Below are 24,825 nucleotides of genomic sequence, written 5' to 3'. Positions count from 1 at the left end.
GGGAAGTCGGGAGGTCGGGGCCGGACGGTTACGGGCGGCGGACGAAGCCGGGCACGCGCCGCTTCTTGTAGCTCGGGCCGGACGAGACCTCACGGGTGGTGCGGTAGCGGGCCAGCGAGCCCAGGCCGAGGCCCGGGCCGTTCTCGTCGTCGTCGGCCGCGGCCACCGGGTCGCGGCCGAAGCGGCGGCCGAGCATCATCACCAGCGGCACCACGAAGGGCGCCAGCAGCAGGTCGTACAGCAGGGCGCTGATCACCAGTCCGCCGAGGCCGACGTGCCGGGCGGCGGTGTCGCCGACCAGGGCGCCGACCATGGCGTACAGCAGCGTGGAGGCGACCGCCGCGGCGCCCACCACCAGCAGCGCGCTGGAGACCGAGCGCTGCCGGCCGTGGTCGGGGCGCAGCAGTCCGGCGGCGTAGCCCATCAGGCAGAGCACCAGCGCGTAGCGGCCGATCGCGTGGTCGGAGGGCGGTGCGAGGTCGGCCAGCAGGCCGGCCGCGAAGCCGACCAGGCAGCCGCCGGTGGGCCCGTAGACCATGGCCAGGCCGACCACGACGAGCAGCAGTATGTCCGGGGTCGCTCCGGGGAGCTGGAGCCGGCCGAAGACGCTGACCTGGAGGATCAGGCCGAACAGGATCAGGCCGGCGGAGACGGGGATGCGGGCGAGGCGCATGGCTCAGTTCCCCCCATTGGGCTTGGCGGGCGGTGCGGCGGGCGAGGCCGGCGCGGCGGGGGCGGCCGGGGCCTGGCCCGGAGCGGGCGCGGCGGGGGCCGGCGGCAGGACGGCGTCGCGCGGGTCGGCGCGCGGCGGCACGACGACCACGCCGACCAGGTCCAGCCGGGTGAACTGGACGAAGGGCTCGACCAGGACGGTCTTGGTGAGCTGTCCGGCGTTGGCCTGGACCTCGATGACCTTGCCGACGGGGACGCCGGGCACGAACGGGCGCCCGCTCTGCGAGCCGAAGGTGACCAGTCGGTCGCCCGCCTTGACCTGGGCCTTGCCGTTGAGCAGGGAGACCTTCATGGGGCTGTCGCCGCCGCCGGAGGCGAAGCCGATCTCGCCGGTGCCCTCCAGCCGGGTGCCGGCCGAGAAGCCGGGGTCGGAGGCGAGCAGCACGGTGGCGGTGGTCGGGCCGACGGTGGTGATCCGGCCGACCAGGCCCTGACCGTTGATCACGGTCATGTCGCGGGTGAGGCCGTCGTCGCTGCCGGCGTCGATGGTGATGGTCCAGGAGAAGCCCTGGGCCGGGCCGATCGCGATGACCTGGGCGGCCTTGACGGTGTATCCGCCGGCGCCGGCGGTGCGCAGCAGGTCGTCCAGCTGCTTGGTGCGCCCGGCGGCCATGTCGGAGGAGGCGAGCTTCTGCCGCAGTTCGGTGTTCTCGCGGGCGAGCTGATCGGTGCGGCCGCTGTTGGTGGCGGCGTCCCGGAAGGCGCGGACGGTGTCCGCGACCGGGTCGACGACGGTGGCGGCGCCGCGCTCGACCGGGCCGAGGACGCCGGCGGCGGCGTGCCGGGCGGGGCCGAGCGGGGAGTCCTCACCGCCCTTGATGTCGACGGTGATCAGCGCGAAGGCGACGGCCACCAGCAGGATGAGCAGCAGCCGGCTCTCTCGTGTGTCCCTCACGGTGCTGGTACTGCCCCTTCGTACCTGGAGGCCGCCCGGGGCTGTGGGGCCCGGGCGGCCGCCCGTTCAGTCGAGTGTCGGATGTGTACGTGCTGCTAACGGCGCGGCTGGGCGTCGAGTACCTGCTGGAGCGCCTCGAACTCCTCGACGCACTTGCCGGAGCCGAGCGCGACGGAGTCGAGCGGGTTCTCGGCGATGTGGATCGGCATGCCGGTCTCGCGGCGCAGCCGCTCGTCGAGGCCGCGCAGCAGGGCGCCGCCGCCGGTGAGCACGATGCCGCGGTCCATGACGTCGCCCGCCAGCTCGGGCGGGCACTGGTCGAGGGTGGTCTTGACCGCGTCGATGATGGCGTTGACCGGCTCGTCGATGGCCTCGCGGACCTCGGCGGCGGAGATGACCACGGTCTTGGGCAGGCCGCTGACGAGGTCGCGGCCGCGGATCTCGGCGTGCTCGTCCTTCTCGCCCTCCAGGCCGAAGGCGCTGCCGATGCTCATCTTGATCTGTTCGGCGCTGCGCTCGCCGAGCAGGAGCGAGTACTCCTTCTTGATGTGCTGGACGATGGCGTTGTCGAGTTCGTCGCCGGCCACCCGGATGGACTGGGCGGTGACGATGCCGCCGAGGGAGATGACCGCGACCTCGGTGGTGCCGCCGCCGATGTCGACCACCATGTTGCCGGTGGCCTCGTGGACGGGCAGGCCGGCGCCGATGGCGGCGGCCATCGGCTCCTCGATGATGTGCACCTGGCGCGCGCCGGCCTGGGAGGAGGCCTCGATGACGGCGCGGCGCTCGACGCCGGTGATGCCGGAGGGCACGCAGACGACGACGCGGGGGCGGGCGAGGTAGCGGCGGCGGTGGATCTTGAGGATGAAGTACCGCAGCATCCGCTCGGTGATCTCGAAGTCGGCGATCACGCCGTCCTTGAGCGGGCGGATGGCGACGATGTTGCCCGGGGTGCGGCCGATCATCTTCTTGGCCTCGGCGCCGACGGCGAGGATGCCGCCGGTGTTGGTGTTCACCGCGACGACCGACGGTTCGTTCAGGACGATGCCCTTGCCCCTGACGTACACCAGCGTGTTGGCAGTTCCGAGGTCGATCGCCAAGTCGCGGCCGATGAACGACAGGTTGCTCGCCATGGGGTGTGGGTGCCTTCCCGGGCTCGGAGTTCATGGGGGGTGGACGACTGCGTGCGCCCACGCTTGGGCGGAGACCAGCTGAGCTGCCTTACCGGGCCCTTGAGTCGCGTCCATCGTAGTCACGCCTCGCGGTACGGACGTCGACGTGGGGCATACCGTCCATTGTCCGGAGCGTGATCGCTTCTCCCCGGATTGGGACGCCGTGTCGGGATCCCCAGTTCCCTATTTCACGATAAGAATGCCCCGGCCGGGCCAATGGTCCCGACCGGGGCAGTCCCAAGGTCCTCCGGGCGTGCCGCCCGGCCCGGCTCAGGCGTGGGCCGGGAAGAAGATCTTGATCTCGCGCTCGGCCGACTCCGGGGAGTCGGAGGCGTGGATCAGGTTCTCCCGGGTGATCGTCGCGTAGTCGCCGCGGATGGTGCCGGCGCCGGCCTCCAGCGGGTTGGTGGCGCCGGCCAGCATGCGGACGCCGGGCACGACGTCCTCGCCCTCGACGATCAGCGCGATCGACGGGCCGGAGGTCATGAACTCCAGCAGCGGCTCGTAGAAGGGGCGGCCGACGTGCTCCTCGTAGTGGTGCTCCAGCGTCGCCCGGTCGAAGGTGCGCAGTTCCATGGCGGCGAGCCGCCAGCCGGCCTTGCGCTCGATGCGGCTGATGATCTCGCCCGCCAGGCCGCGGCGGACGGCGTCGGGCTTGAGCAGGACGAGAGTGCGCTGGGACACGGGGCGTCTCCTGGGGATTCGGTTCGGCGGACGGTCGGGTCGACGAGCGGGCCCCGACACGGCAGAGGTTACCTTGCGTACACGGCGTGTCGGTGCGCCGGTCCGCGGCCTCAGGCCTGTACGGCGGCCGCCTCGGTGGCGGCGGCGCGGGCGGCCTTGAAGGCGTCGACCTTGCGGCCGTAGTGCACCGAGCACCACCACAGGGCGGCGAAGACCACGCCGAGGCCGAACATGGTCGGCAGGACGAAGCCGCTGGCGATCAGGCCGATCTGCAGCGCCCAGCCGATCGGCACCGCGCCGGGGCGGTCGATCATGCCGCAGAGCGCGATGCACAGGGCCATCGCGATGCCGCTGACCGTCCAGATCTCCCCGGTGGAGACGTCGGAGAGCCGCATCGCGACCAGCGCCGCGAACATGATCAGCAGCGCTTCGCCGATCAGCGTCGAAGAGCAGAGCGTCCTCATGTCACTTCCTCCCGAGCAGCAGGCGGGCCTCGCCCACCGTGATGACCGAACCGGTGACCAGCACCCCGGCGCCGCCGAGGTCGCCCTCCTCCTCGGCGAGGGTGACGGCGGCGGCGATGGCGTCGTCGAGGCGGGGCTCGACCTGGACGCGGTCCTCACCGAAGACCTCGACGGCCAGGGCTGCGAGCGCGTCGACGTCCATCGCGCGGTGGGTGGAGTTCTGGGTGATGACGACCTCGGCCAGGATCGGCTCGAAGGCCTCCAGCACGCCGGCCACGTCCTTGTCACCGGAGGTGCCGATCACGCCGACGAGCCGGGTGAAGCCGAAGGACTCGGTGAGGGCGGCGACGGTGGCGCGGGCGCCGTGCGGGTTGTGCGCGGCGTCCAGGACGATGGTGGGGCTGCGGCGGACGACCTCCAGGCGGCCCGGCGAGGACACGCCGGAGAAGGCCTGCCGGATCTTCTCCACGTCGAGCTGCCCGCCGCGGGCGCCGCCGACGCCGAAGAAGGCCTCGACCGCGGCCAGCGCCAGCGCCGCGTTGTGCGCCTGGTACTCGCCGTGCAGCGGGATGAAGACGTCCTCGTACTCCTCGCCGCCGAGTCCGCGCAGCGTCACGAGCTGGCCGCCGACGGCGAGTTCGCGGCGGATCACGCCGAACTCCATGCCCTCGCGGGCGACCGTGGCGTCCACCTCGACGGCGCGGCGCAGGATGACCTGGGCGGCGTCCAGCTGCTGCTGGGCGACGACGGCGACGGCGCCGGTCTTGACGATCCCGGACTTCTCGACGGCGATCTCGCCGGTGGTCTCGCCGAGCTTGTCGGTGTGGTCGAGGCCGATCGGAGTGATCACGGCGACGGCCGCGTCGATGACGTTGGTGGCGTCCCAGGAGCCGCCCATGCCGACCTCGACCACGGCGACGTCCACCGGGGCGTCGGCGAAGGCGGCGTAGGCCATGCCGGTCAGCACCTCGAAGAAGGACATCGGCACCGGCTGGGCCGCGTCGACCATCTGCACGTAGGGCTCGATGTCGCGGTAGACCTCGACGAAGCGCTCGGGGCTGATCGGGGCGCCGTCGAGGCTGATCCGCTCGGTGACGGACTCGACGTGCGGGCTGGTGTAGCGGCCGGTGCGCAGCTCGAAGGTGTTGAGCAGCTGCTCGATCATCCGGGCGGTGGAGGTCTTGCCGTTGGTGCCGGTGATGTGGATGGACGGGAAGGAGCGCTGGGGCTGGCCCAGGATGTCCATCAGCGCCTCGATCCGGTCGAGCGAGGGCTCCAGCTTGTTCTCCGGCCAGCGCTTGGAGAGTTCCACCTCGACGTCGCGCAGGGCGTCTCCGGTGCCGCCGTCGGCGGGGCGGATGGTGTACGGGTTCGGGTCGGCCTTGTCGCTCACGACCACAGTCTACGGAGCGGGGGCGGGGCGTCCTCACAGGGTGAGGGTCGAGGTGACAACGGCCACTTTGCCCACTCTTGGTCTTAACAGACCAGTTTGCTCCCTTTACTGTTCATTTAGCGAGTTTGAACCGCAACGGAGCATCGATTCGCAACCAACAGGAGCCGCCGACCTTAGATCACGAGGAGCACTGCGCCATGCCCGACGCCCTGCACGACTGGATCGAGCTTCACCGGGACGCCGTCGTCTGGGTCGCCGGACTGATCTCGCTGGCCCTCGTCGGCTACATGGTCCTCGTCTTCGGGCGCTTCCTCGTGTACTGGGCCGGCTCCCGCCACGCCTTCCGGCACGACCGGCCCGCCGAGCCCGGCGACCCCGCCGCCTTCCAGTGGCACCTGGTGGTCCCCTGCCGCGACGAGGAGGCCGTGGTCACCCAGACCCTGGACGGCCTGCGGGCGAGTGCTCCCGAGGCCCACCTGTGGGTGATCGACGACGACAGCGAGGACGCCACCCGCGAACTCGTGCTCGCCGCGGCCGCCCGCGACCCGCGCGTCCACCTCGTCCAGCGCCGCCGCCCGCACGCCCGGATCGGCAAGGGCGCCGCCCTCAACGCCGCCTACCGGGAGATCTCCGCCTGGCTGCCCGAGTCCACCGACCGCTCCCGCGTGGTGATCGGCGTCGTCGACGCCGACGGACAGCTCGACCCGGGCACCCTCGGCCGGGTCGCCAACACCAAGGCGCTCGGCCCCCCCGACACCGGCGCCGTCCAGATCGGCGTGCGGATGCGCAACGCCGACGAGGAACTCCCGCTGCCCGGCCGCGGTCGCGCCGCCAACGGCGTCGCCCGCGCCCTCGTCCGGATGCAGGACGTCGAGTTCCAGGCCAACAACGCCGGCATGCAGCTGCTGCGCCGCCGCACCGGCAGCGTCGGCCTCGGCGGCAACGGCCAGTTCGTCCGGCTCACCGCCCTCGACTCGCTCACCACCGAGGAGGGCCGGGCCGGCCGCCCCTGGCCCGAGCGCGCGCTGCTGGAGGACTACGAGTCCGGACTGGACCTGCGCCTGGCCGGCTGGCGGCTCACCCACGTCACCGAGGCCCAGGTCTCCCAGGAGGGCCTGGTCTCGCTGCGTCGCTTCCTCACCCAGCGCACCCGCTGGGCCCAGGGCAACATGCAGTGCCTGCGCTACACCGGCCGGGTGCTGCGCTCCCCGCACTACACCTGGGCCGGCAAGGCCGAGGTGATGTACACCTTCCTGCAGCCCGTGGTCTGCGTGCTGCTGGTGCTGCTGTTCCCGCTCTCGCTCGGGATCACCGCCGCCGGTCTGGTGCTCTTCCCCGCCGAGACCGCCGACTTCCAGCTCCGGTACGGGCCGTGGATGCTGCTCGCGTTCGGGCTCGCCACGCTGCCGATGGTGTTCTGGGGCCTCGCCTACCGCCGGGTCGTCCACCCCGACCGGAGCCGGCTGACCGGGCTGCTCTGGGGCGTCCTGGTCTGGCTGTACGCCTACCACCTCTTCGTGGTGGCCGCCCGGGCCGCCGTCCGGATGCTGCTCGGTCGCAACGGCTGGGCCAAGACCCGCCGCAACGCCGAGAAGGTCGCCCTCGGCGCCCCCACCGCGCTCGAATCCTGAGCCGCCCCCTCCCCCGCGCCCTCCTCCACCGTCGTCCCCACCGGAGCCCCCGCATGAGCCTGTGCCTGCCCCCGAACAGTGTCGCCGTCGTCCTCGGCACCCGCCCCGAGCTGGTCAAGCTCGCCCCGCTGATCCACGAACTCGGCGACGCCACCCGGCTGGTGCACACCGGCCAGCACTGGGACGAGGCGATGTCCGGCCGCTTCCTGCGGGACCTGGACCTGCCCCGGCCCGAGCTGCTCACCGGTGTCGGCGGCCGCCCCCGGGCCGGCCAGATCGCCCAGTCGCTCGGCCAGCTGGACGCCGCCTTCGCCGAGGACCGCCCCGCCGCCGTGGTCGTCCAGGGCGACACCAACGCCACCCTCGCCGGGGCGCTGGCCGCCAACGCCCGGGAGATCCCGCTGGTCCACGTCGAGGCCGGACTGCGCAGCTTCGACCGGGCGATGCCCGAGGAGCACAACCGGGTGATGGTCGACCACGTCTCCGACCTGCTCTGCGCCGCCACCGAGGACAACGTCGCCAACCTGCGCGCCGAGTCCCTGGGCGAGGACCGGATCGAGCTCACCGGGAACACCGTCGTCGAGGTGGTCCGCCGTCAGCTGCCGGACGGCGCCGCCCGCGCCGCGCTGCTCGCCGCGCACGGGCTGCGCCCGGACGGGTACGTGCTGGCCACCGTGCACCGCCCCGAGAACACCGACACCGCCGAGGCGCTCGGCGCGGTACTCGCCGAGCTGGACCGGATCGCCCGGGCCGGCACGCCGGTGCTGTTCCCGATGCACCCGCGCACCCGGGCCGCCGTCGAGCGCTTCGGCCTGGAGGGCCTGCTGGAGCGCCTGGCCGTCACCGGCCCGGTCGGCTACGCGGACTTCCTGGGCCTGGCGCGCCACGCGGCGCTGCTGGTCTCCGACTCCGGCGGGGTGCAGGAGGAGTGCACCGTGCTCGGCCGTCCGCTGCTGGTGGTGCGCCGCTCCACCGAGCGCCCGGAGGCCGTGGCGGCCGGCTTCGCCGCGCTGGTGCGGCCCGGCGAGGAACTGGGCGAGCTGGCCCGCGGCTGGCTCTCCGACACCCCCGAGCGCCTGGCCCGGCTCGCGGCCACCCCGAGCCCGTACGGCGACGGCCTGGCCTCGGCCCGGATCGCCGCGCTGACCGCCGCGCTCGCCGGGTCGGCCGGGTCCGCCGACGCGGACGCCGACGCGGCCCTACTGGCTGCCTGACCCTCCTCCGGGGAGCCGGTTCCGTCTCCTCAGACGCCGGCCCGGGCCTCCGGCACGTGCGCGGCGCCGCCGTGCCGGCGGCGCAACTCGGCGGTGATCTCGGCCAGTTCGCCCTCCGGAAGCAGCGGAAGCATCATCGCGACACCCTGCAGCAGACCGCCCAGCAGGAAGGTGGTGTCAGGCGTCGAGGCGACCAGGCCGCGCACCACGGCCACCTCGCCGGCCGCCACCGCCTCGATCAGCCGGGCGGCGTTCGCGCTCTCCTCGTCCACCGCGACCGCGCCGGTGTCGGCCGGGGCGCGCCGGGCCATCGCCCGCAGCACCCGGTCGCCGACCTCGGGGGCGTACGCCTTGCGGACGGCCTCGGCGGCGATCCAGGCGAGCAGCGTGGTCACCTCCCGCCCGGCGTGCTCGGCGAACAGCAGATCCAGCTCGTGGTCGAACGCGAGCTGGTTTCCGTGCCGGAATGCGAGCAGCAGGGTCGCCGCCCTGGCCTTGGCCTCCTCCACCGCCTCGGCAGGCAGTTCGTCCGCCAACTCCTCGGTCACCACCACGCCGTGCCCTCCCGTCCGTCACTGGGCAGAACGTTCAGCAGAAACGCCCTTCGGAAACTCCGTGCACACCGTACACATCCGACCTGGAAACTTCCGCGAACGCGCGCGGGCAAGACCGGAATCAATTCGCTCGGAATAGGACCTCACCCGGTCCAGGATGAATATTCGCCGGAAGGGAGCAATGTCGCTGCTCTATTCGGTGTAAGGGATATCCGCTGACACGGCCCCGGGCGGGGTGGCCCGAGGCGGGGTGGCCCGGGCGGGAACGCCGAGGGGCCGCACCCCGCGCGAAGCGGTGTGCGGCCCCTCGGCGACCGGGCCGGTCCCGGCTCAGCCCTGCGGCAGCGCCGCGAGCTGGGCGGTGATCCGGGCGATGTCGGCCTCGGCGGCCTCCTGGCGCGCCTTGATCTTGGCGACCACCTCGTCCGGGGCCTTGGCGAGGAACGCCTCGTTGCCGAGCTTGGCGGTGGTCTGGGCCTTCTCCTTCTCGGCGGCCGCGAGGTCCTTGGCGAGGCGCTTGCGCTCCGCCGCGACGTCGATGGTGCCGGAGAGGTCGAGCGCGACGGTGGCGCCGGCCACCGGCAGCGAAGCGGTGGCCGCGAAGCCCTCCTCGGGGGCGGTCAGCCGCAGCAGCGAGCGGATCGCGTCCTCGTGGGCGGCGAGCGCGGTGCCGTCCAGCTCCAGCTTCGCCGGAACGCGCTGGCCCGGCTTGAGGCCCTGGTCCGTACGGAACCGGCGGACCTCGGTGACGACCTGCTGCAGGGTGGCGATCTCCGCCTCGGCCGCGGCGTCGCGGAAGCCGCTGTCCTGCGGCCAGTCGGCGATGACCACCGACTCGGCGCCGGTCAGCGTGGTCCACAGCGTCTCGGTGACGAACGGCACGATCGGGTGCAGCAGGCGCAGCGTGACGTCCAGGACCTCGCCGAGCACCCGGCGCGCGGCGTCGGCCTGCGGGCCGCCCTTGGCCAGGGTGGTCTTGGAGAGCTCGACGTACCAGTCGAAGACCTCGTCCCAGGCGAAGTGGTACAGCGCCTCGGAGAGCTTGGAGAACTGGTAGTCCTCGTACAGCCCGTCCACCTCGGCGACGGTGCTGCCCAGCCGCGACAGGATCCAGCGGTCGGCCGCGGTCAGCTCCTCCGGCGCGGGCAGCGGCCCCTCGACGGTGGCGCCGTTCATCAGCGCGAAGCGGGTGGCGTTCCAGATCTTGTTGGCGAAGTTGCGGGCCGCCTGGACCCAGTCCTCGCCGATCGGCACGTCGACGCCGGGGTTGGCACCGCGCGCGAGCGTGAAGCGCAGCGCGTCGGAGCCGTACTTGTCCATCCAGTCCAGCGGGTTGACCACGTTGCCGAAGGACTTCGACATCTTCTTGCCGTTCTGGTCACGGACCATGCCGTGCAGCGCGATGGTGTGGAACGGCGGGGTGCCGTCCATCGCGTAGAGGCCGAACATCATCATCCGGGCGACCCAGAAGAACAGGATGTCGTAGCCGGTGACCAGGACGGAGTTCGGGTAGAACTTCGCGAGGCTCTCGGTCTGCTCCGGCCAGCCGAGCGTGGAGAACGGCCACAGGCCGGAGGAGAACCAGGTGTCCAGGACGTCGGTGTCCTGGTGCCAGCCCTCGCCGGCGGGCGGCTGCTCGTCGGGGCCGACGCAGACGACCTCGCCGTTCGGGCCGTACCAGACCGGGATGCGGTGGCCCCACCACAGCTGGCGCGAGATGCACCAGTCGTGCAGGTTGTCGACCCAGTCGAAGTACCGCTTCTCCATCTCCTGCGGGTGGATCTTGACCTTGCCGTCGCGGACGGCGTCACCGGCGGCCTGGGCGAGCGGGCCGACCTTGACCCACCACTGCATGGACAGCCGCGGCTCGATGGTGGTCTTGCAGCGCGAGCAGTGGCCCACCGAGTGGACGTACGGGCGCTTCTCGGCGACGATCCGGCCCTCGGCGCGCAGCGCGGCGACGATCGCCGAGCGGGCCTCCAGACGGTCCAGGCCGAGGAAGGGGCCGTGCACGGTGATGACGGCGTGCTCGTCCATGACGGCGATGTTCGGCAGGTCGTGCCGCTGCCCGATCTCGAAGTCGTTCGGGTCGTGCGCGGGCGTCACCTTGACGGCGCCGGTGCCGAACTCCGGGTCGACGTGGGCGTCGGCGACGATCGGGATCCGGCGGCCGGTCAGCGGCAGCTCGATCTCGGTGCCGACCAGGTGCTTGTAGCGCTCGTCCTCCGGGTGGACGGCCACCGCGGTGTCGCCCAGCATCGTCTCGGCGCGCGTGGTGGCGACGACGATGGCGTTCTCGCCCTCGCCGTAGCGGATCGAGACCAGCTCGCCGTCGTCGTCCTGGTACTCGACCTCGATGTCCGAGATGGCGGTCAGACAGCGCGGGCACCAGTTGATGATGCGCTCGGCGCGGTAGATCAGCTCGTCGTCGTAGAGCTTCTTGAAGATGGTCTGGACGGCCTGGGAGAGGCCCTCGTCCATGGTGAAGCGCTCGCGGGACCAGTCCACGCCGTCGCCCAGGCGCCGCATCTGGCCGGAGATCTGGCCGCCGGACTCCGCCTTCCACTTCCAGACGCGCTCGACGAAGGCCTCGCGGCCCAGGTCGTGGCGGGACTTGCCCTCCTTGGCCAGCTCGCGTTCGACCACGTTCTGGGTGGCGATGCCGGCGTGGTCCATGCCGGGCTGCCACAGGGCCTCGTAGCCCTGCATGCGCTTGCGGCGGACCAGGGCGTCGATCAGCGTGTGCTCGAAGGCGTGGCCCAGGTGCAGGCTGCCGGTGACGTTGGGCGGGGGGATGACGATGGTGAACGGCGGCTTGTCGCTCTTCGCGTCGGCGCTGAAGTACCCACGCTCCACCCAGCGCTCGTACAGCTCGCCCTCTACGTCCGCCGGGGTGTAGGTCGTCGGGAGGGTGGCTGCTTCGTCCCCGGCGGAGGTGCTCACGGGGCGCTGGTTCGTCGTGTCGGTCACGACGCACAGTTTACGTAACCGCGGGGGCGGGTTACGAACCGCTTTCGGTCCGTGGACGCGCCGTGCCCGAGCGGGCCCGGGGCGGTCACCGTGCGGTAGCGTGCGCGGGCACTCGTCCGGCTGACCGGACGTGCACGGATCGACTCCACACCACGACAGGCCGCGGGTGCGGCGGGGGAGCACAGACGCAGATGTACGGCCAGGGACAGCAGTATCCGCAGGGACAGCCGCAGCCTTACGGGGGCCAGCCGCAGTACGGCCCGCCCCCGCAGCAGCCCTACGGCGCCCCGCAGCCGCAGTACGGCTACCCGCAGCAGCCCTACGGCGCGCCCCAACAGCCGTACGGCGTGCCGCCGCAGGCGCCCTACGGGCAGCCCGGCTACCCGATGGCCCCGCCGCCGCGCAAGGGCAAGGGCGGACTGGTGATCGGCCTGGTGATCGGCGCGCTCGTGCTGGGCGGCGGAGGCTTCGCGGCGTGGAAGTTCCTCGGCGGCGACTCGGGCGGCAGCTACAAGATCTCCACCCCGCAGAGCCTGCCCGACGGCTACAACCAGAAGACGGCCAAGGAGGAGGCGGTCGACCCGTCCAAGCCCGACGCCAAGGACGCCGGCAAGTACGGCAGCGACCTGACCGTCGTGGTCGCCACCTACAACAAGGGCGCCGACGCGCTGGACAGCATCTCGGTGGCGGGCCTGTACGGGACCATCAACGACCCCGACCAGATCATCGAGGACTCCAAGAAGGGCGGCACGGGCCTCACCTGGAGCTCGCCGCTGGCCGACTTCCCGGCCCAGGACAGCCACGCCTCCTCGGGCCGGCTCTCCTGCGGCGTCTACTCGATCGTGGCCGGCAAGGCCCAGTCCACGGTCTGCATCTGGGCCGACAAGTCGACCTACGCCCGGGTGACCTTCGCCAAGCTGAGCGGCAGCGGGAGCGGCGGCCCCAGCCTCACCCCCGCCCAGGCCGCCGAGAAGACCCGGGCGATCCGCGACGCCATGAAGGTCGCCAAGTAGCGCTCCCCCGCAGGCGCTTCCGACCGGAAGGGGCCCCGCACCGGTCCGGTGCGGGGCCCCTTCGGGTACGGCGGGCGTCAGGCGCTCTTCTCGCGGCGCTCGCGCTTGATCATGTCGCGGGGGACGAGGGTGGGGATGGCGTGCTTGGAGACGACGTCCCCGGTCACCACCACGCGGGCGACGTCCTGGCGCGAGGGGACCTCGTACATCACGGACATCAGCACCTCCTCCATGATGGCCCGCAGCCCGCGCGCGCCGGTGCCGCGCAGGATCGCCTGGTCGGCGATCGCCTCCAGCGCGTCCCGGGAGAACTCCAGCTCCACGCCGTCCAGTTCGAAGAGCTTGCGGTACTGCTTGACCAGCGCGTTGCGCGGCTCGGTGAGGATCTGCAGCAGCGCCTCGCGGTCCAGGTTGTGCACGCTGGTGATCACCGGCAGACGGCCGATGAACTCCGGGATCATGCCGAACTTCACCAGGTCCTCGGGCATCACCTGGCGGAAGTGGTCGCTGGCGTCCGACTCCCGCTTGGAACGGATGGTGGCGCCGAAGCCGATGCCCTTGGCGCCCGCGCGGCCCTCGATGATCCGCTCCAGGCCGGCGAACGCGCCACCGACGATGAACAGCACGTTGGTGGTGTCGATCTGGATGAACTCCTGGTGCGGGTGCTTGCGCCCGCCCTGCGGCGGCACCGACGCGGTGGTGCCCTCCAGGATCTTCAGCAGGGCCTGCTGCACGCCCTCACCGGAGACGTCCCGGGTGATCGACGGGTTCTCGCTCTTGCGGGCGACCTTGTCGATCTCGTCGATGTAGATGATCCCGGTCTCGGCCTTCTTGACGTCGTAGTCGGCCGCCTGGATCAGCTTGAGCAGGATGTTCTCGACGTCCTCGCCGACGTAGCCGGCCTCGGTGAGCGCGGTGGCGTCCGCGATCGCGAACGGCACGTTGAGCATCCGGGCCAGGGTCTGCGCCAGCAGCGTCTTGCCGGAGCCGGTGGGGCCCAGCAGCAGGATGTTGGACTTGGCCAGCTCGATGGCGTCCTCGCGGCCGTTGCCGCCGCTGCGCCCCGCCTCGCCCGCCTGGACGCGCTTGTAGTGGTTGTAGACGGCCACCGACAGCGCCTTCTTGGCGAGGTCCTGGCCGACCACGTACTGGTCGAGGAACTCGTAGATCTCGCGCGGCTTCGGGAGTTCCTCGAAGCGCACCTCGGAGGTCTCGGCGAGTTCCTCCTCGATGATCTCGTTGCACAGGTCGATGCACTCGTCGCAGATGTACACGCCTGGGCCGGCGATCAGCTTCTTCACCTGCTTCTGTGACTTGCCGCAGAACGAGCACTTGAGCAGGTCGCCACCGTCTCCGATGCGTGCCACGAGGTGCTTCCCCTTCGCCAGGGGCCCCGCGGGGGTTCCGGGGCCTGGTGCTGTGGACCGTCAACGCCGACGGCGCTCGGTCTCGCTATCCGACGGTACTCTGCCGGGCCCGTGATTCCGTCCTCTTCGCCAGGTCTGCCCTACGCCCTGGGCGAATTGATACCGAACAGATGCCGTGGCACGGACCCCGCCGATGGGTGGGGGCGGGACGCGCACCAACGGTGCGCGTCCCGCCCCGGTGGGCCCCCCGCGCCCGCGGACGGACCCGGAGGACGGCCGGCCTCAGGAGGTCAGCGAGGTCTTGCGGGTGGAGATGATCTGGTCGACCAGGCCGTACTCGACGGCCTCCTCGGCGGTGAGGATCTTGTCGCGCTCGATGTCGTCGCGCACCTGCTCCACCGACTTGTTGGAGTGCTTGGACAGCATCTCCTCCAGCTGCTCGCGCATCCGGAAGATCTCCTTGGCCTGGATCTCCAGGTCGGACACCTGGCCGCGGCCGGTCTCGGTGTACGGCTGGTGGATCAGGATCCGGGCGTTCGGCAGCGCCATCCGCTTGCCGGGGGTGCCGGCGGCGAGCAGCACGGCCGCGGCGGAGGCCGCCTGGCCCATGCAGACCGTGGTGATGTCCGGCTTCACGTACTGCATGGTGTCGTAGATGGCCGTCAGGGCCGTGAACGAGCCGCCGGGCGAGTTGATGTACATCTGGATCTCGCGGTCCGGGTCCATCGACTCCAGGCACAGCAGCTGCGCCATGATGTCGTTCGCCGAGACGTCGTCCACCTGCGAGCCGAGGAAGATGATGCGCTCCTCGAACAGCTTGGCGTACGGGTCGTACTCGCGGATGCCCTGGGTGGTGCGCTCGACGAAGCGCGGGACGATGTAGCGGCCCTCGGCGCGCATGTCCTCGACGCGGGCCTGGGCGGCCGACAGGCTGGGGATGTTCATGGGGATTTCGGTCCTCCGGGGCGTTGTGGCTGTGGTCTCGTGGGCCGGGCCGAGGCTCAGGCGCCCGTGCCGCCGCCGCCGGGGACGTCCGCGGCGCTGTGCATGATCGCGTCGATGAGGCCGTACTCCAGGGCCTCCTCGGGGGTGAACCAGCGGTCGCGGTCGGAGTCCTTGGTGATCTGCTCGAAGGACTGGCCGCTGTGGAAGGCGATCAGCTCGGACATCCGCTTCTTGGTGCGGAGCAGCTGCTCGGCCTGGATGCGGATGTCGGTGGCGGAGCCGCCGAGGCCCGCGGAGGGCTGGTGCATCAGGATGTTGGCGTTCGGCAGCGAGAAGCGCTTGCCCTTGGCGCCGGCGGTCAGCAGGAACTGGCCCATCGAGGCGGCCATGCCCATCGCGATGGTGACGACGTCGTTCTTGATGTACTGCATGGTGTCGTAGATCGCCATGCCGGCCGAGATCGAGCCGCCCGGGGAGTTGATGTAGAGGAAGATGTCCTTTTCCGGGTCCGCGGCCAGCAGCAGCAGCTGGGCGGTGATCTTGTTGGCGATGTCGTCGTCGACCTGCTGGCCGAGGAAGATGATCCGCTCGTTGAGCAGCCGGTTGTAGACCTGGTCGCCAAGGCCGCCGAGCACGTCACCAGCGGCGGCGTGCGGCGCCATCGGGCCAGGCATCTGCATCTGCGGGAACGTCACTTAGCCACCTGCTCAGTCGATTTGGACGGTCGGTCGACGGCCGTCACGGTGTCGCACAGCTTCCGGGTATCACGTCGTGATTGTTGCTGTCCAAGGACCCTAACGCGCAGGCCGGGCCGCAGAATCCCTCACGCAGAACTGTTCGCTGTGAGCGCAGGGTCGCGGCGGCCCCGGGCCGGGAACACGGCGGGCCCGGACACCTTGACGGCGTCCGGGCCCACTGCGTGCCTCAGGGGGCTTCCGGGGCTCAGGCCTCGGGCTTCTCCTCGGCGGCCTCGTCGGCGGCGGCCTCGACGGTCTCGGCCGTCTCGTCCTCGTCGTCGAAGTTGATCTCGTTGCCCTCGGTGTCGACGACCTTGGCGGCCTCGACCACGGTGGCCAGCGCCTTGCCGCGGGCGACCTCGCCGACCAGCAGCGGCACCTGGCCGCCCTGGACGACCTGCTGCGCGAACTGGTCGGGGGTGAGGCCCGAGCCGGCGGCGCGGCGGATGAGGTGCTCGGTCAGCTCCTCCTGGTTAACACCCAGCTCCTCGTTGGCGACGATCTGGTCCAGGACGAACTGGGTCTTGATGCCCTTCTTCGCCTGCTCCTCGATCTCCGCGTCCCACTCCTCGCGGGTCTTGCCCTGGGTCTCCAGGTAGGTGTCGAGGTTCAGGCCCATCGGCTCCAGCTGGTGGTGCTCGACGTTGTGCTTGCGGGTCTGGATCTCGTCCGCGAGCAGCTTCTCGGGGTACTCGATGTCGACCAGCGCGAGGAGGGCGTCCAGCACCTTCTCCTGGGCCTGGGTGGCCTGGTCGTACTCCTTCATGCGCTCCAGGCGCTTGCGGGAGTCGGCGCGCAGCTCCTCCAGGGTGTCGAACTCGCTGGCCAGCTGGGCGAACTCGTCGTCCAGCTCCGGCAGCTCCTTCTCCTGGACGGCGGTGACGGTGACGGTGACCTCGGAGGTCTTGCCCGCCTGGGTGCCACCCTTGAGCTCGGTCTCGAAGGTCTTCTCCTCGCCGGCCGACAGGCCGACGACGGCCTCGTCGATGCCGTCGATCAGGCGGCCCGAGCCGATCTCGTAGCTGACGCCGGTGGCGGTGCCGTCCTCCGGCACCTCACCGTCGACCTTGGCGACCAGGTCCACGACCACGATGTCGCCGGCGGCGGCGGCGCGCTCGACGTCCTTGACGGAGGAGAAGCGCTCGCGCAGCTGCTCCAGCGACTTCTCGACGTCCTCGTCGGAGACGGCGATCGGGTCGACGGTCACCTCGATGGAGGAGAACTCCGGCAGGGTGATCTCGGGGCGGACGTCCACCTCGGCGGTGAACTTCAGGTCGCCGCCGTCGGCGATCTTCTCGACACCCTCGATGTTGGTGATGTCGGGCTGGCCGAGGACCTCGATCTTGCCCTCGTCGACGGCCTGCGTGTAGAAGCGCGGCAGGGCGTCGTTGACGGCCTCCTCCAGCACGGCACCACGGCCGAAGCGCTGGTCGATGACGCGAGCCGGGATCTTGCCCTTGCGGAAGCCCGGAACCGTGACCTGCTGGTTGATCTTCTTGTACGCCGCGTCGAGGCTGGGCTTGAGCTCCTCGAAGGGCACCTCGACGGTGAGTCGAACCCGGGTCGGGTTCAGAGTCTCGACGGCGCTCTTCACGGTTAGGTCTCCTAGGGGCTTGCGGTCAGGTTGTCTCCGCCCGTCCCCGCCGCCCGGCGGAGCCGTACGGGTGGGTCGGACGAGACGGGCGATGGGCGGTTGGAGCTGCATCTCCCGTGGGGTGGACGGTGAGCTTGACTCCTCGCCCTCGTGCGGTTGACCTGGGTGGACGCCACAGGGACTACCGCCAGCGCCCCATCCTACCGGTACCACGAAAGGCGGACGCCAGGCGCCACCGTACCGGCCGAACAGAACAGGGCCCCGCCCCGGTGGGCGAGACCCTGCCGCACTGTCGGGGTGACCGGATTCGAACCGACGGCCTTCCGCTCCCAAAGCGGACGCGCTACCAAACTGCGCCACACCCCGTGGTGCCGAGAGGAAGCGTACACGGCGGGCCTGTTCGGCTCGCCGACTATTTCCACCCCCGGCACGACGGGGACTTCGCGGGCCCGCGGGCCGGGTGCGCGGGGGTCGAGCGGAAAGCGGTGTGCACACGGGCGCCGGGACCAGGTAGGCTGTGCCCCGAACTTCCGGCCGTCACGGCCGGCGGTCGCGCGGGCGTAGCTCAATGGTAGAGCCCTAGTCTTCCAAACTAGTCACGCGAGTTCGATTCTCGTCGCCCGCTCTTCGTCCGGCCCCGGTGCGCCTCACGCGCACCGGGGCCGGTTGCGTTTCCGGCGGCCGCACGGGTGCCGGCGCCGCTCACAGCCCGAGCCGGGCGGCCCGGGCGGCGGCCCGGTCGAGCAGTTGGTGGACGTCGCCCTCCCGCGTGGTGGGGCGGTCGTTGAACTCGTCCGGGGAGCGCGCCGGGCGGCCGGTGCCGTGCAGCACCTCCATCAGCTGGGCCCGGGCGGTGCGGACGGTGGCCGGGGTGCCGTAGCCGTGCGCCAGCACCGCGGCCTGGGCGCCGAGCAGGCAGACCCGGCCGGCCTCGTCCCACATCGCGCCCTGCAGCCAGCCGTGGGCGCCGATGTAGCGGGAGGCGAGCCGCAGGTGGTCGGCCGCGGTGACCGGGACGGGTCGGGCGGGGCGGCGCAGCGCCCGGTCGAGCAGGGTGGCGCGGGGCAGCGGGTGGCCGGCGTACCAGGGGCTGGTGGTGGTGCCGTAGGGGCAGACGTACGGCACGGGGGTGCGGGCGGGGGCGGGCAGCGAGGCGAGGTAGGCCTCGATCTCGGCGACCAGGCCGGAGCCGTCCGGACGGATCGGGAGCGGGCGGGCCGGGAGCGGGCGCGCCGGGAGCGGAGTGGGCGGCGCCGGTTCGGTGGTGCGGGGCATGCGGGTTCTCCGGGCGGACGGTGCGAGGGTTCCGTTGCCCAAAGTGGGGCATTCGGCACATTTCCGCGACCGGAGGACCGGGGCGACCGGACGGTTTCCCGGTGGGGTGCCGGGCCGATAGCCTCGGCGGCGTTCGAGCGCAGTTCGAGCGCGAGCTCAGCGGCCGCGCTCCCGAAGTGGAGGAGTCCCGGTGCGTCCGCAGGAGCGACTGGCCGTCATACAGCGCTGTGTGGTCCGGGAGATGGCGCGGCTGGGCCAGGTGTTCCGCCTGGACGGCGAGGTGGTGCGCGGCCCGGGGACCACGGCGGTGGCAGTCCGCGAGCATCCGGGGGACGACGGCGCCGGACACGTGGACCTCGGCTTCGTGCTGGAACTCGGCCGGGCGGACGCGCCGGTGGTGTGGGACTGCGCGGCCGGCCTCGGCAAGACCGAGGAGGAGAAGCTCGCCAACGCGGTGAAGATGTGGGCGACCACCACCGCCTCGGTGCTGGTCGAGCTGGCGGAGGGCCGCGGGGTGCACGCCGACCGCGTGGACCTGCCCGGACTCCCGGACTGGCGGGCGGTCCAGGGGCCGGCCGCGGTGTTCGGCTTCGGCAACGAGCACCTCGCGGGCTGGCTCGCCGAGAACCGGGTGCTGCCGGCGCTGGCCCCCGCGCTGCGCACGGAGCTGACCGGGCCCGGGCCGATCGGGGTGAAGCTCTTCCTGGGCGGGAAGGCGGGCGACGACGTCGCCGAGGTCCGGGTGGGCGGCGAGGTGTCGGAGGCGGCCTCGGCGGCGCTGCGCGCGCTGGACTGGCCGCGGGGCGAACGGCTGTGCTGGGCGCGGCTGTTCGTGCTCCTGACGGCCGAGGGGACGGCGCCGGCGCAGGCCGCGCCGGCGGGTGCCGCGGCACCCGCACCGATGCGCGTCCCGGCCCCGGCGGCGGCACGCCCCCGGGGACTGTTCGCCCGCTGGCGGGAGGCCAGACGGGCCGGGCGGTGACGATCAGCCTCCGGTGATGCTGGAGATGCTGTGCGCGAGGTTGGCCAGCAGGGAGTTGATCGAGGTCGCGACCGTGGTCTCGTGCAGCATGAAGCCGAACAGGGCGGCGACGATCGCGTGCGGGATCTTCATCTGCTTGTTGCGGATGAAGATGATGCTCAGGATCGCGAACAGGACCAGCGCGGAGACGGAGAGGGCCACCCGGACTCACTTCCTCGTTTTCATAGCGGGGTGCCACCACCCGGCGACACCAGCGAAAGCCGGACCCCGGCATGTCCGACGGTCCCGAGGCGGAATCGCGGACCGTCCGACACACCGCCGGTGAGGGAGCCCGCGGTCGACCGCAGTCTGTCGTGCCGCACCTGACGCCCCCTATCCCCCGAATCCTGAACAGTCCCGCCCGGACTCAGTGTGGTCGACCGTGCCGATTGCGTAAAGGTCTGACAGTCAGCCCAACGCCGACATCCTGCGATGCGAGACGAGTTTCCGCCGACCGGGACGATAGCCGGTCGGTGCTGACGGATCGTCGGCGGGGCCGTGCTGAGCGGCCGGGAAACGGTCGGGGGCGGATACCGGAAGCCGCTGGTCCGGTCAGCCGACGGGCCGTCCGATTTGGCCGAAGATCGGCTGCCAGGCTTGACAGCCGCTGCCCGCGGCATGTGCCGGAAGCCGGGCGGGCAGGTCACCGCCCGGCCGTGCCCGGCCAGGCCGGACCGTCCCGTCCCGGTCCGCGCTCAGTCGCGCCAGAGCAGCAGCACCGCGCGGTCGTCGTTGATGTCCCGGGCCACCGTCTCGATCAGCGCCGCGGCGGCACCCGCTCCCGCGCCCCGGCCGCCGCCGGGCACCAGCCGGTCCGCCTCGCCCATCAGCCGGTCCATGCCCTCGGTGAGGTCCCGGCCGGGCGCCTCGACCATGCCGTCGGTGCACAGCAGCAGGACGTCGCCCCGGTTCAGCCGACCGCGCACGCCCTCGAACTTGGCGCCGTCGTAGATCCCGAGCAGCGGGCCGTCGGCCTCCTTGACCTCCCAGCGGCCCTCGCCCGCGAGCCGCTGCATGCCCGGCAGGTGCCCGGCGGACAGCAGCTCGTACTCGCCGGTGTCCAGGTCCAGCACCAGGTGCACGGCGGTGGCGAAGCCCTCGTCCCAGGACTGGCGCAGCAGGTAGCCGTTGGCCGCGGGCAGGAAGTCGTGCGCGGGCAGCGAGCCGACCAGGCCGCCGAAGGCGCCGGAGAGCAGCAGCGCGCGGGAGCCGGCGTCCATGCCCTTGCCGGAGACGTCCGCGAGGACCACCTCCAGCAGCCGCTGGCCGGGGCCAGTCCGGGCGGCGACCACGAAGTCCCCGGAGAAGGACTGGCCGCCGGCCGGGCGCAGCGCCATGTCCGCGTGCCAGCCGGCCGGCAGCGCGGGCACCCGGCTCTGCACCCGCAGCCGCTCGCGCAGGTCGAAGAGCATCGTGGAGCCGCCCCACCAGGGCACGCCGACCCGGGCCCGGAACTGGGCCAGCAGCAGGCCGCCGACCCCGGCGGCGCCGACCACCAGGGCCGCGCCCGGGGTCACCCCGTAGACGTAGGCCTCCGGGTTGTCGCTGGCGACCCGCTGGCCGGTGTGGATCACGGACTCGGCGGACAGGCCGAGCGCGGCCAGCGCGTAGAGCACCACCAGGCTGCCGGGGCGCAGCAGCAGCGCGCCGGCCAGGATCGGCAGCACCAGGGAGGTCGGCGGGGCCCAGTCGGGGAGCCAGATGTTGAGCAGGATCAGCAGCGGGACGAGCAGGGCGAGCGCGCAGAGCACCGGCCAGTCGGCGGCGCCGCCGCGGAAGTAGTCCACCCCGGCCGTGCGCAGCCTTCGGCGGACCCGGCGGAGCCTCTTGCGCAACCGGGCCGTCACGGGCTCGGACGCCGGGGCGGCGCCGGGCCTCGTCGCAGTCGTCTGGGGCGGTGCGCCCGGCGGTCTGCCAGCCATGGGGTCCGACCCTATCCACGGCACGGCCCGGCGTCGACGGCTCGGACGCGGGCGGGGTGCCGGAGTGCGGGGTGCTCAGCGGGTTTCGGCCGACCGGAGCGGGTGCGGGCAGGCCGTCAGGAGGCGTGCGCCGGTTGGGCGGAGGATTCGCGTGGGCGGTGTGCGCGCCCCGCGCGCGGGGTCGTCCGCGCGCCGCGGCCTGCGGCCCGCCTGTGGCCGATCCCACAGGGTGGACCGGACCGCCGGGGCGCCCGGGAACGGCGGCGGCCGACCGCACGGGAGCGTGCGGCCGGCCGCGGGCGGACGGTGGTGGCGGGATCAGCCCTGGGGGTGGTGGGCCGGGATCGGCGGGAGCTCGCCGGTGGTCTCGTACTCGCTCAGCATCTCGATCCGGCGGGTGTGCCGCGGCTCGCCGCTGTAGGGGGTGTTGAGGAAGACCTCGACGAACTTGGTGGCCTCGTCCTCGGTGTGCATCCGGCCGCCGATGGAGATCACGTTGGCGTTGTTGTGCTGACGGCCGAGTTCGGCGGTCTGCGTGCTCCAGGCCAGCGCGGCCCGGACGCCCTTGACCTTGTTGGCGGCGATCGCCTCGCCGTTGCCCGAGCCGCCGATCACCACGCCCAGCGCCTCCGGGTCGGCGGCGGTGCGCTCGGCGGCGCGCAGGCAGAACGGCGGGTAGTCGTCCTCGGCGTCGTAGATGTGCGGTCCGCAGTCGACCGGCTCGTGGCCGGCCTCCTTCAGCCACTCCACGAGGTGGTTCTTCAGTTCGTATCCGGCATGGTCGGAGCCCAGGTACACGCGCATGCCATGAGTGTGGCATGCGGGTGCGCCCGGGCCCGACAACGGGGGCCGGGGGCCGGCGGCGGCCGTGTCAGCGCCGGCCGAGCAGCTTCCAGGCCAGCGGCAGGGCGCCGGCGGCGAGGGCGGCCTTGAGGGCGTCGCCGACCAGGTAGGGGTAGAGGCCGAGCTCGGCGGCGCGGGCGAGCGGCACGTGCAGCGACAGGGCCAGGTACGGGACGCCGACCGCGTAGACGGCGAGGCTGCCGAGGGCCATGGTGACGGCGGTGCGGACCGGGCTGCGGTCGGCGCCGCGGCGGGCCAGCACGCCGGTGAGGGCGGCGGCGAGGACGAAGCCGATCACGTAGCCGAGGGAGGGCATCGCCCAGCCGGAGGTGCCCTCGGCGAACCAGGGCAGGCCCGCCATGCCGGCGAGGAGGTAGAGGGCGAGCGAGGCGACGCCGCGGCGGGCGCCGAGCGCGGTGCCGACCAGCAGGGCGGCGAAGGTCTGTCCGGTGACCGGCACCGGCGAGCCCGGGACGTTCACCGACAGCTGGGCGGCCACGCCGGTGAGCGCGGCGCCGCCGGCCACCAGGGCCAGGTCGCGGACCTGGCCGCCGAGGCGCGTGGTGGCGGCGGGCAGCAGGTCGGCGAGGACGGCGCGGTGCGGTGTCGGGGTGGTGGCAGTGGCCATCGGGATCCTCCGTGGGAGTCCAGGTGAGTGAACACCTGTGAACCTACGCGGTGATCCACTGCGCTTCGCACACGGTTTCGGACAAAGCCCCGCCCTCGGGCGTTGTCGGAACCGGCCCGATGCCACGCACGGTCACCGGTCCATGACGCACCGCCGCCGCCCGGTCCGGCATGTGGTCCCGGGCCTGACCCGCTTGGCATGGATCGAGGTGTCCCCGGATATTGGACAGCTCATGCCGCATACCGCACAGTCTGGATCCACCTCCATGGCCCCCACCTCCGCGCCCCCGGCGCCCGGGACGACCGACGCCGCAGGCACGGCCCCGGGAAGCCAGCAGCTCTCGCACGGGCTGAAGCAGCGTCACCTGTCGATGATCGCCCTCGGCGGTGTGATCGGCGCGGGCCTCTTCGTCGGCTCCGGCGCGGGCATCGCCGCCGCGGGCCCGGCGATCATCCTGGCCTTCGTGCTCTCCGGCCTGCTGGTCATGCTGATCATGCGGATGCTCGGCGAGATGTCCGCCGCCCGCCCCGCCTCCGGCTCGTTCTCGGTGCACGCCGAGAAGGAGATCGGCCCGTGGGCCGGGATCACCGCGGGCTGGATGTACTGGGTGATGCTCTGCTGCGGGGTCGCCGCCGAGGCCACCGCCGCGGGGAAGATCGTCAACGGCTGGATACCGGGCGTCTCCGCCTGGGTCTGGGTCGCGCTGTTCATGGTCTTCTTCTGCGCCAGCAACCTCACCGCGGTGAAGAACTTCGGCGAGTTCGAGTTCTGGTTCGCCACCGTCAAGGTCGCCGCGATCGTCGCCTTCCTGGTCCTCGGCGGGCTCGGCATCGCCGGGGTGATCGGACCCGGCGCCCCCGGCACGTCCAACCTCACCGGCCACGGCGGCTTCCTGCCCACCGGTGTCAGCGGACTGATCGTCGGTCTGCTCGCCTCGGTCTTCGCGTACGGCGGTCTGGAGACCGTCACCATCGCCGCCGCCGAGTCCGACGACCCCAAGAAGAACGTCGCCAACGCCGTGCGCACCGCGGTGTGGCGGATCGCGATCTTCTACATCGGCTCGATGGCCCTGGTCGTCACCCTGGTCTCCTGGAAGGACCCGGCGGTCGTCGCGGACGGCCCGTACGTCACCGTGCTGCGCCACCTCGGGGTGCCCGGCGCCGGGGTGATCATGCAGATCGTGGTGCTGATCGCGCTGCTGTCGGCGATGAACGCCAACATCTACGGCGCCTCCCGGATGGCGTACTCGCTGGTCGGCCGAGGCCAGGGGCCCAAGGCGCTGGCCAAGGTCGGCGGCGGGGTGCCGCGCCGGGCCGTGCTGGCCTCCTGCCTGTTCGGCTTCGGCGCCGTGCTGGCCGCCAAGTTCTGGCCGGACACCGTCTTCACCTGGCTGATGAACACCACCGGCGTGGCCATCCTGGTGGTCTGGCTGTTCATCTGCGCGGTCCAGCTGAGGATGCGCCGCCGCCTGGAGCGCGAGGCGCCCGAGCTGCTCACCGTGAAGATGTGGGGCTACCCGTACCTGACCTGGGTCGCGATGGCCGGCGTGGCCGGCATCCTCGCGCTGATGACCACCACCGAGGGCAACCGGGAGCAGCTGTACGCGGCCGGGGTGCTGGTCGCGGTGCTGGCCGTGGCCGGTCTGCTGAAGCAGCGCCGGGACGCCGCCGGCTGACGCCCGGCCGTGGACCCGGCCGGCGCCGCCGACGGCGACCGCGCCACCCGGCGGTACCCGCCGCCGGCTCCGGCACCCGAAGGGGCCCGGTACCGA

The 24,825-nt window shown here is 72.1% G+C and carries 22 protein-coding genes and 2 tRNA genes; 6 read left to right on the top strand and 18 right to left on the bottom strand.

Features of this window, described 5'->3' with window-relative positions:
• Window positions 1-28 precede the first annotated feature (28 nt).
• The 6 genes from mreD to folC form a co-directional block, all read right to left on the bottom strand.
• Window positions 29-673, bottom strand: coding sequence for a rod shape-determining protein MreD (mreD, locus tag ACZ6Y7_RS15735; protein WP_402215708.1), 645 nt, complete (start codon window positions 671-673; stop codon window positions 29-31).
• 3 nt (window positions 674-676) lie between these two features.
• Complete coding sequence (gene mreC / locus ACZ6Y7_RS15730; protein WP_465758443.1) at window positions 677-1,627, bottom strand: rod shape-determining protein MreC; 951 nt, start codon at window positions 1,625-1,627, stop codon at window positions 677-679.
• Between the two features lie 95 nt (window positions 1,628-1,722).
• Window positions 1,723-2,748, bottom strand: a complete 1,026-nt coding sequence (locus ACZ6Y7_RS15725) for a rod shape-determining protein (protein WP_030233797.1) — start codon at window positions 2,746-2,748, stop codon at window positions 1,723-1,725.
• Window positions 2,749-3,069: 321 nt separating this feature from the next.
• Window positions 3,070-3,483 (bottom strand): nucleoside-diphosphate kinase, encoded by a 414-nt coding sequence (gene ndk, locus ACZ6Y7_RS15720; protein ID WP_465758442.1) that lies wholly within the window; start codon window positions 3,481-3,483, stop codon window positions 3,070-3,072.
• Between the two features lie 110 nt (window positions 3,484-3,593).
• The gene (locus tag ACZ6Y7_RS15715) at window positions 3,594-3,947 is read right to left on the bottom strand and encodes a DUF4233 domain-containing protein (RefSeq protein ID WP_465758441.1); all 354 of its coding nucleotides are present in this window, start codon (window positions 3,945-3,947) and stop codon (window positions 3,594-3,596) included.
• Window position 3,948: 1 nt separating this feature from the next.
• Window positions 3,949-5,340, bottom strand: a complete 1,392-nt coding sequence (gene folC, locus ACZ6Y7_RS15710; RefSeq protein ID WP_465758440.1) for a bifunctional tetrahydrofolate synthase/dihydrofolate synthase — start codon at window positions 5,338-5,340, stop codon at window positions 3,949-3,951.
• Window positions 5,341-5,537: 197 nt separating this feature from the next.
• Here folC and ACZ6Y7_RS15705 point away from each other — a divergent pair, with 197 nt between their 5' ends.
• Both ACZ6Y7_RS15705 and wecB read left to right on the top strand, forming a co-directional pair.
• On the top strand, window positions 5,538-6,971 hold the full coding sequence (locus ACZ6Y7_RS15705) for a glycosyltransferase family 2 protein (protein ID WP_465758439.1): 1,434 nt from the start codon (window positions 5,538-5,540) through the stop codon (window positions 6,969-6,971).
• A 53-nt stretch (window positions 6,972-7,024) separates the two neighbouring features.
• Window positions 7,025-8,185: a non-hydrolyzing UDP-N-acetylglucosamine 2-epimerase gene (wecB, locus tag ACZ6Y7_RS15700; protein ID WP_465758438.1), complete on the top strand. Its 1,161-nt coding sequence runs from the start codon at window positions 7,025-7,027 to the stop codon at window positions 8,183-8,185.
• 29 nt (window positions 8,186-8,214) lie between these two features.
• Here the strand turns inward: wecB and ACZ6Y7_RS15695 are convergent, their stop codons facing one another.
• Both ACZ6Y7_RS15695 and ACZ6Y7_RS15690 read right to left on the bottom strand, forming a co-directional pair.
• A complete protein-coding gene (locus tag ACZ6Y7_RS15695) occupies window positions 8,215-8,739 on the bottom strand; it encodes a hypothetical protein (protein WP_465758437.1) in 525 nt (174 codons plus the stop codon).
• Between the two features lie 330 nt (window positions 8,740-9,069).
• The gene (locus tag ACZ6Y7_RS15690; protein WP_465758436.1) at window positions 9,070-11,709 is read right to left on the bottom strand and encodes a valine--tRNA ligase; all 2,640 of its coding nucleotides are present in this window, start codon (window positions 11,707-11,709) and stop codon (window positions 9,070-9,072) included.
• Window positions 11,710-11,900: 191 nt separating this feature from the next.
• Between ACZ6Y7_RS15690 and ACZ6Y7_RS15685 the strand changes: the two genes are divergently transcribed.
• Entirely contained in the window at window positions 11,901-12,722 is an 822-nt protein-coding gene (locus tag ACZ6Y7_RS15685; protein ID WP_465758435.1) for a hypothetical protein, read from the top strand.
• Window positions 12,723-12,799: 77 nt separating this feature from the next.
• Here ACZ6Y7_RS15685 and clpX read toward each other — a convergent pair whose 3' ends face one another.
• The 5 genes from clpX to ACZ6Y7_RS15660 all read right to left on the bottom strand — a co-directional run bounded on the left by clpX (window position 12,800) and on the right by ACZ6Y7_RS15660 (window position 17,731).
• Window positions 12,800-14,089: an ATP-dependent Clp protease ATP-binding subunit ClpX gene (gene clpX / locus ACZ6Y7_RS15680; protein WP_465758434.1), complete on the bottom strand. Its 1,290-nt coding sequence runs from the start codon at window positions 14,087-14,089 to the stop codon at window positions 12,800-12,802.
• Window positions 14,090-14,371: 282 nt separating this feature from the next.
• Window positions 14,372-15,034, bottom strand: a complete 663-nt coding sequence (locus tag ACZ6Y7_RS15675; RefSeq protein WP_391489865.1) for an ATP-dependent Clp protease proteolytic subunit — start codon at window positions 15,032-15,034, stop codon at window positions 14,372-14,374.
• Window positions 15,035-15,090: 56 nt separating this feature from the next.
• On the bottom strand, window positions 15,091-15,708 hold the full coding sequence (locus ACZ6Y7_RS15670; RefSeq protein WP_465758780.1) for an ATP-dependent Clp protease proteolytic subunit: 618 nt from the start codon (window positions 15,706-15,708) through the stop codon (window positions 15,091-15,093).
• A gap of 268 nt (window positions 15,709-15,976) precedes the next feature.
• Window positions 15,977-17,365, bottom strand: coding sequence for a trigger factor (gene tig, locus ACZ6Y7_RS15665; protein WP_465758433.1), 1,389 nt, complete (start codon window positions 17,363-17,365; stop codon window positions 15,977-15,979).
• Between the two features lie 292 nt (window positions 17,366-17,657).
• A tRNA-Pro gene (locus ACZ6Y7_RS15660) sits at window positions 17,658-17,731 on the bottom strand.
• A 188-nt stretch (window positions 17,732-17,919) separates the two neighbouring features.
• Here ACZ6Y7_RS15660 and ACZ6Y7_RS15655 point away from each other — a divergent pair.
• Window positions 17,920-17,990, top strand: a tRNA-Gly gene (locus ACZ6Y7_RS15655).
• 77 nt (window positions 17,991-18,067) lie between these two features.
• On the opposite strand, the gene ACZ6Y7_RS15650 is transcribed toward ACZ6Y7_RS15655, so the two are convergent.
• Entirely contained in the window at window positions 18,068-18,640 is a 573-nt protein-coding gene (locus ACZ6Y7_RS15650) for a DUF6197 family protein (protein WP_465758432.1), read from the bottom strand.
• A 190-nt stretch (window positions 18,641-18,830) separates the two neighbouring features.
• Here ACZ6Y7_RS15650 and ACZ6Y7_RS15645 point away from each other — a divergent pair, with 190 nt between their 5' ends.
• The gene (locus ACZ6Y7_RS15645; RefSeq protein WP_465758431.1) at window positions 18,831-19,622 is read left to right on the top strand and encodes a DUF6348 family protein; all 792 of its coding nucleotides are present in this window, start codon (window positions 18,831-18,833) and stop codon (window positions 19,620-19,622) included.
• Between the two features lie 3 nt (window positions 19,623-19,625).
• Here ACZ6Y7_RS15645 and ACZ6Y7_RS15640 read toward each other — a convergent pair whose 3' ends face one another.
• From ACZ6Y7_RS15640 to ACZ6Y7_RS15625, 4 genes are all read right to left on the bottom strand, one after another.
• Window positions 19,626-19,823 (bottom strand): hypothetical protein, encoded by a 198-nt coding sequence (locus tag ACZ6Y7_RS15640; protein WP_030058274.1) that lies wholly within the window; start codon window positions 19,821-19,823, stop codon window positions 19,626-19,628.
• A gap of 533 nt (window positions 19,824-20,356) precedes the next feature.
• On the bottom strand, window positions 20,357-21,496 hold the full coding sequence (locus ACZ6Y7_RS15635) for a PP2C family protein-serine/threonine phosphatase (protein WP_465758430.1): 1,140 nt from the start codon (window positions 21,494-21,496) through the stop codon (window positions 20,357-20,359).
• Window positions 21,497-21,901: 405 nt separating this feature from the next.
• Window positions 21,902-22,387: a ribose-5-phosphate isomerase gene (locus ACZ6Y7_RS15630; protein WP_402215670.1), complete on the bottom strand. Its 486-nt coding sequence runs from the start codon at window positions 22,385-22,387 to the stop codon at window positions 21,902-21,904.
• 67 nt (window positions 22,388-22,454) lie between these two features.
• Window positions 22,455-23,054, bottom strand: a complete 600-nt coding sequence (locus ACZ6Y7_RS15625; protein ID WP_465758429.1) for a biotin transporter BioY — start codon at window positions 23,052-23,054, stop codon at window positions 22,455-22,457.
• 265 nt (window positions 23,055-23,319) lie between these two features.
• Here ACZ6Y7_RS15625 and ACZ6Y7_RS15620 point away from each other — a divergent pair, with 265 nt between their 5' ends.
• Complete coding sequence (locus ACZ6Y7_RS15620) at window positions 23,320-24,729, top strand: amino acid permease (protein ID WP_465758428.1); 1,410 nt, start codon at window positions 23,320-23,322, stop codon at window positions 24,727-24,729.
• Window positions 24,730-24,825: the final 96 nt, after the last annotated feature.

It is taken from the genome of Kitasatospora sp. NPDC053308 (assembly GCF_055585785.1).
The sequence above is the reverse complement of the archived record's forward strand: the minus strand, read 5'-3'. Positions and strand labels throughout refer to the sequence as shown.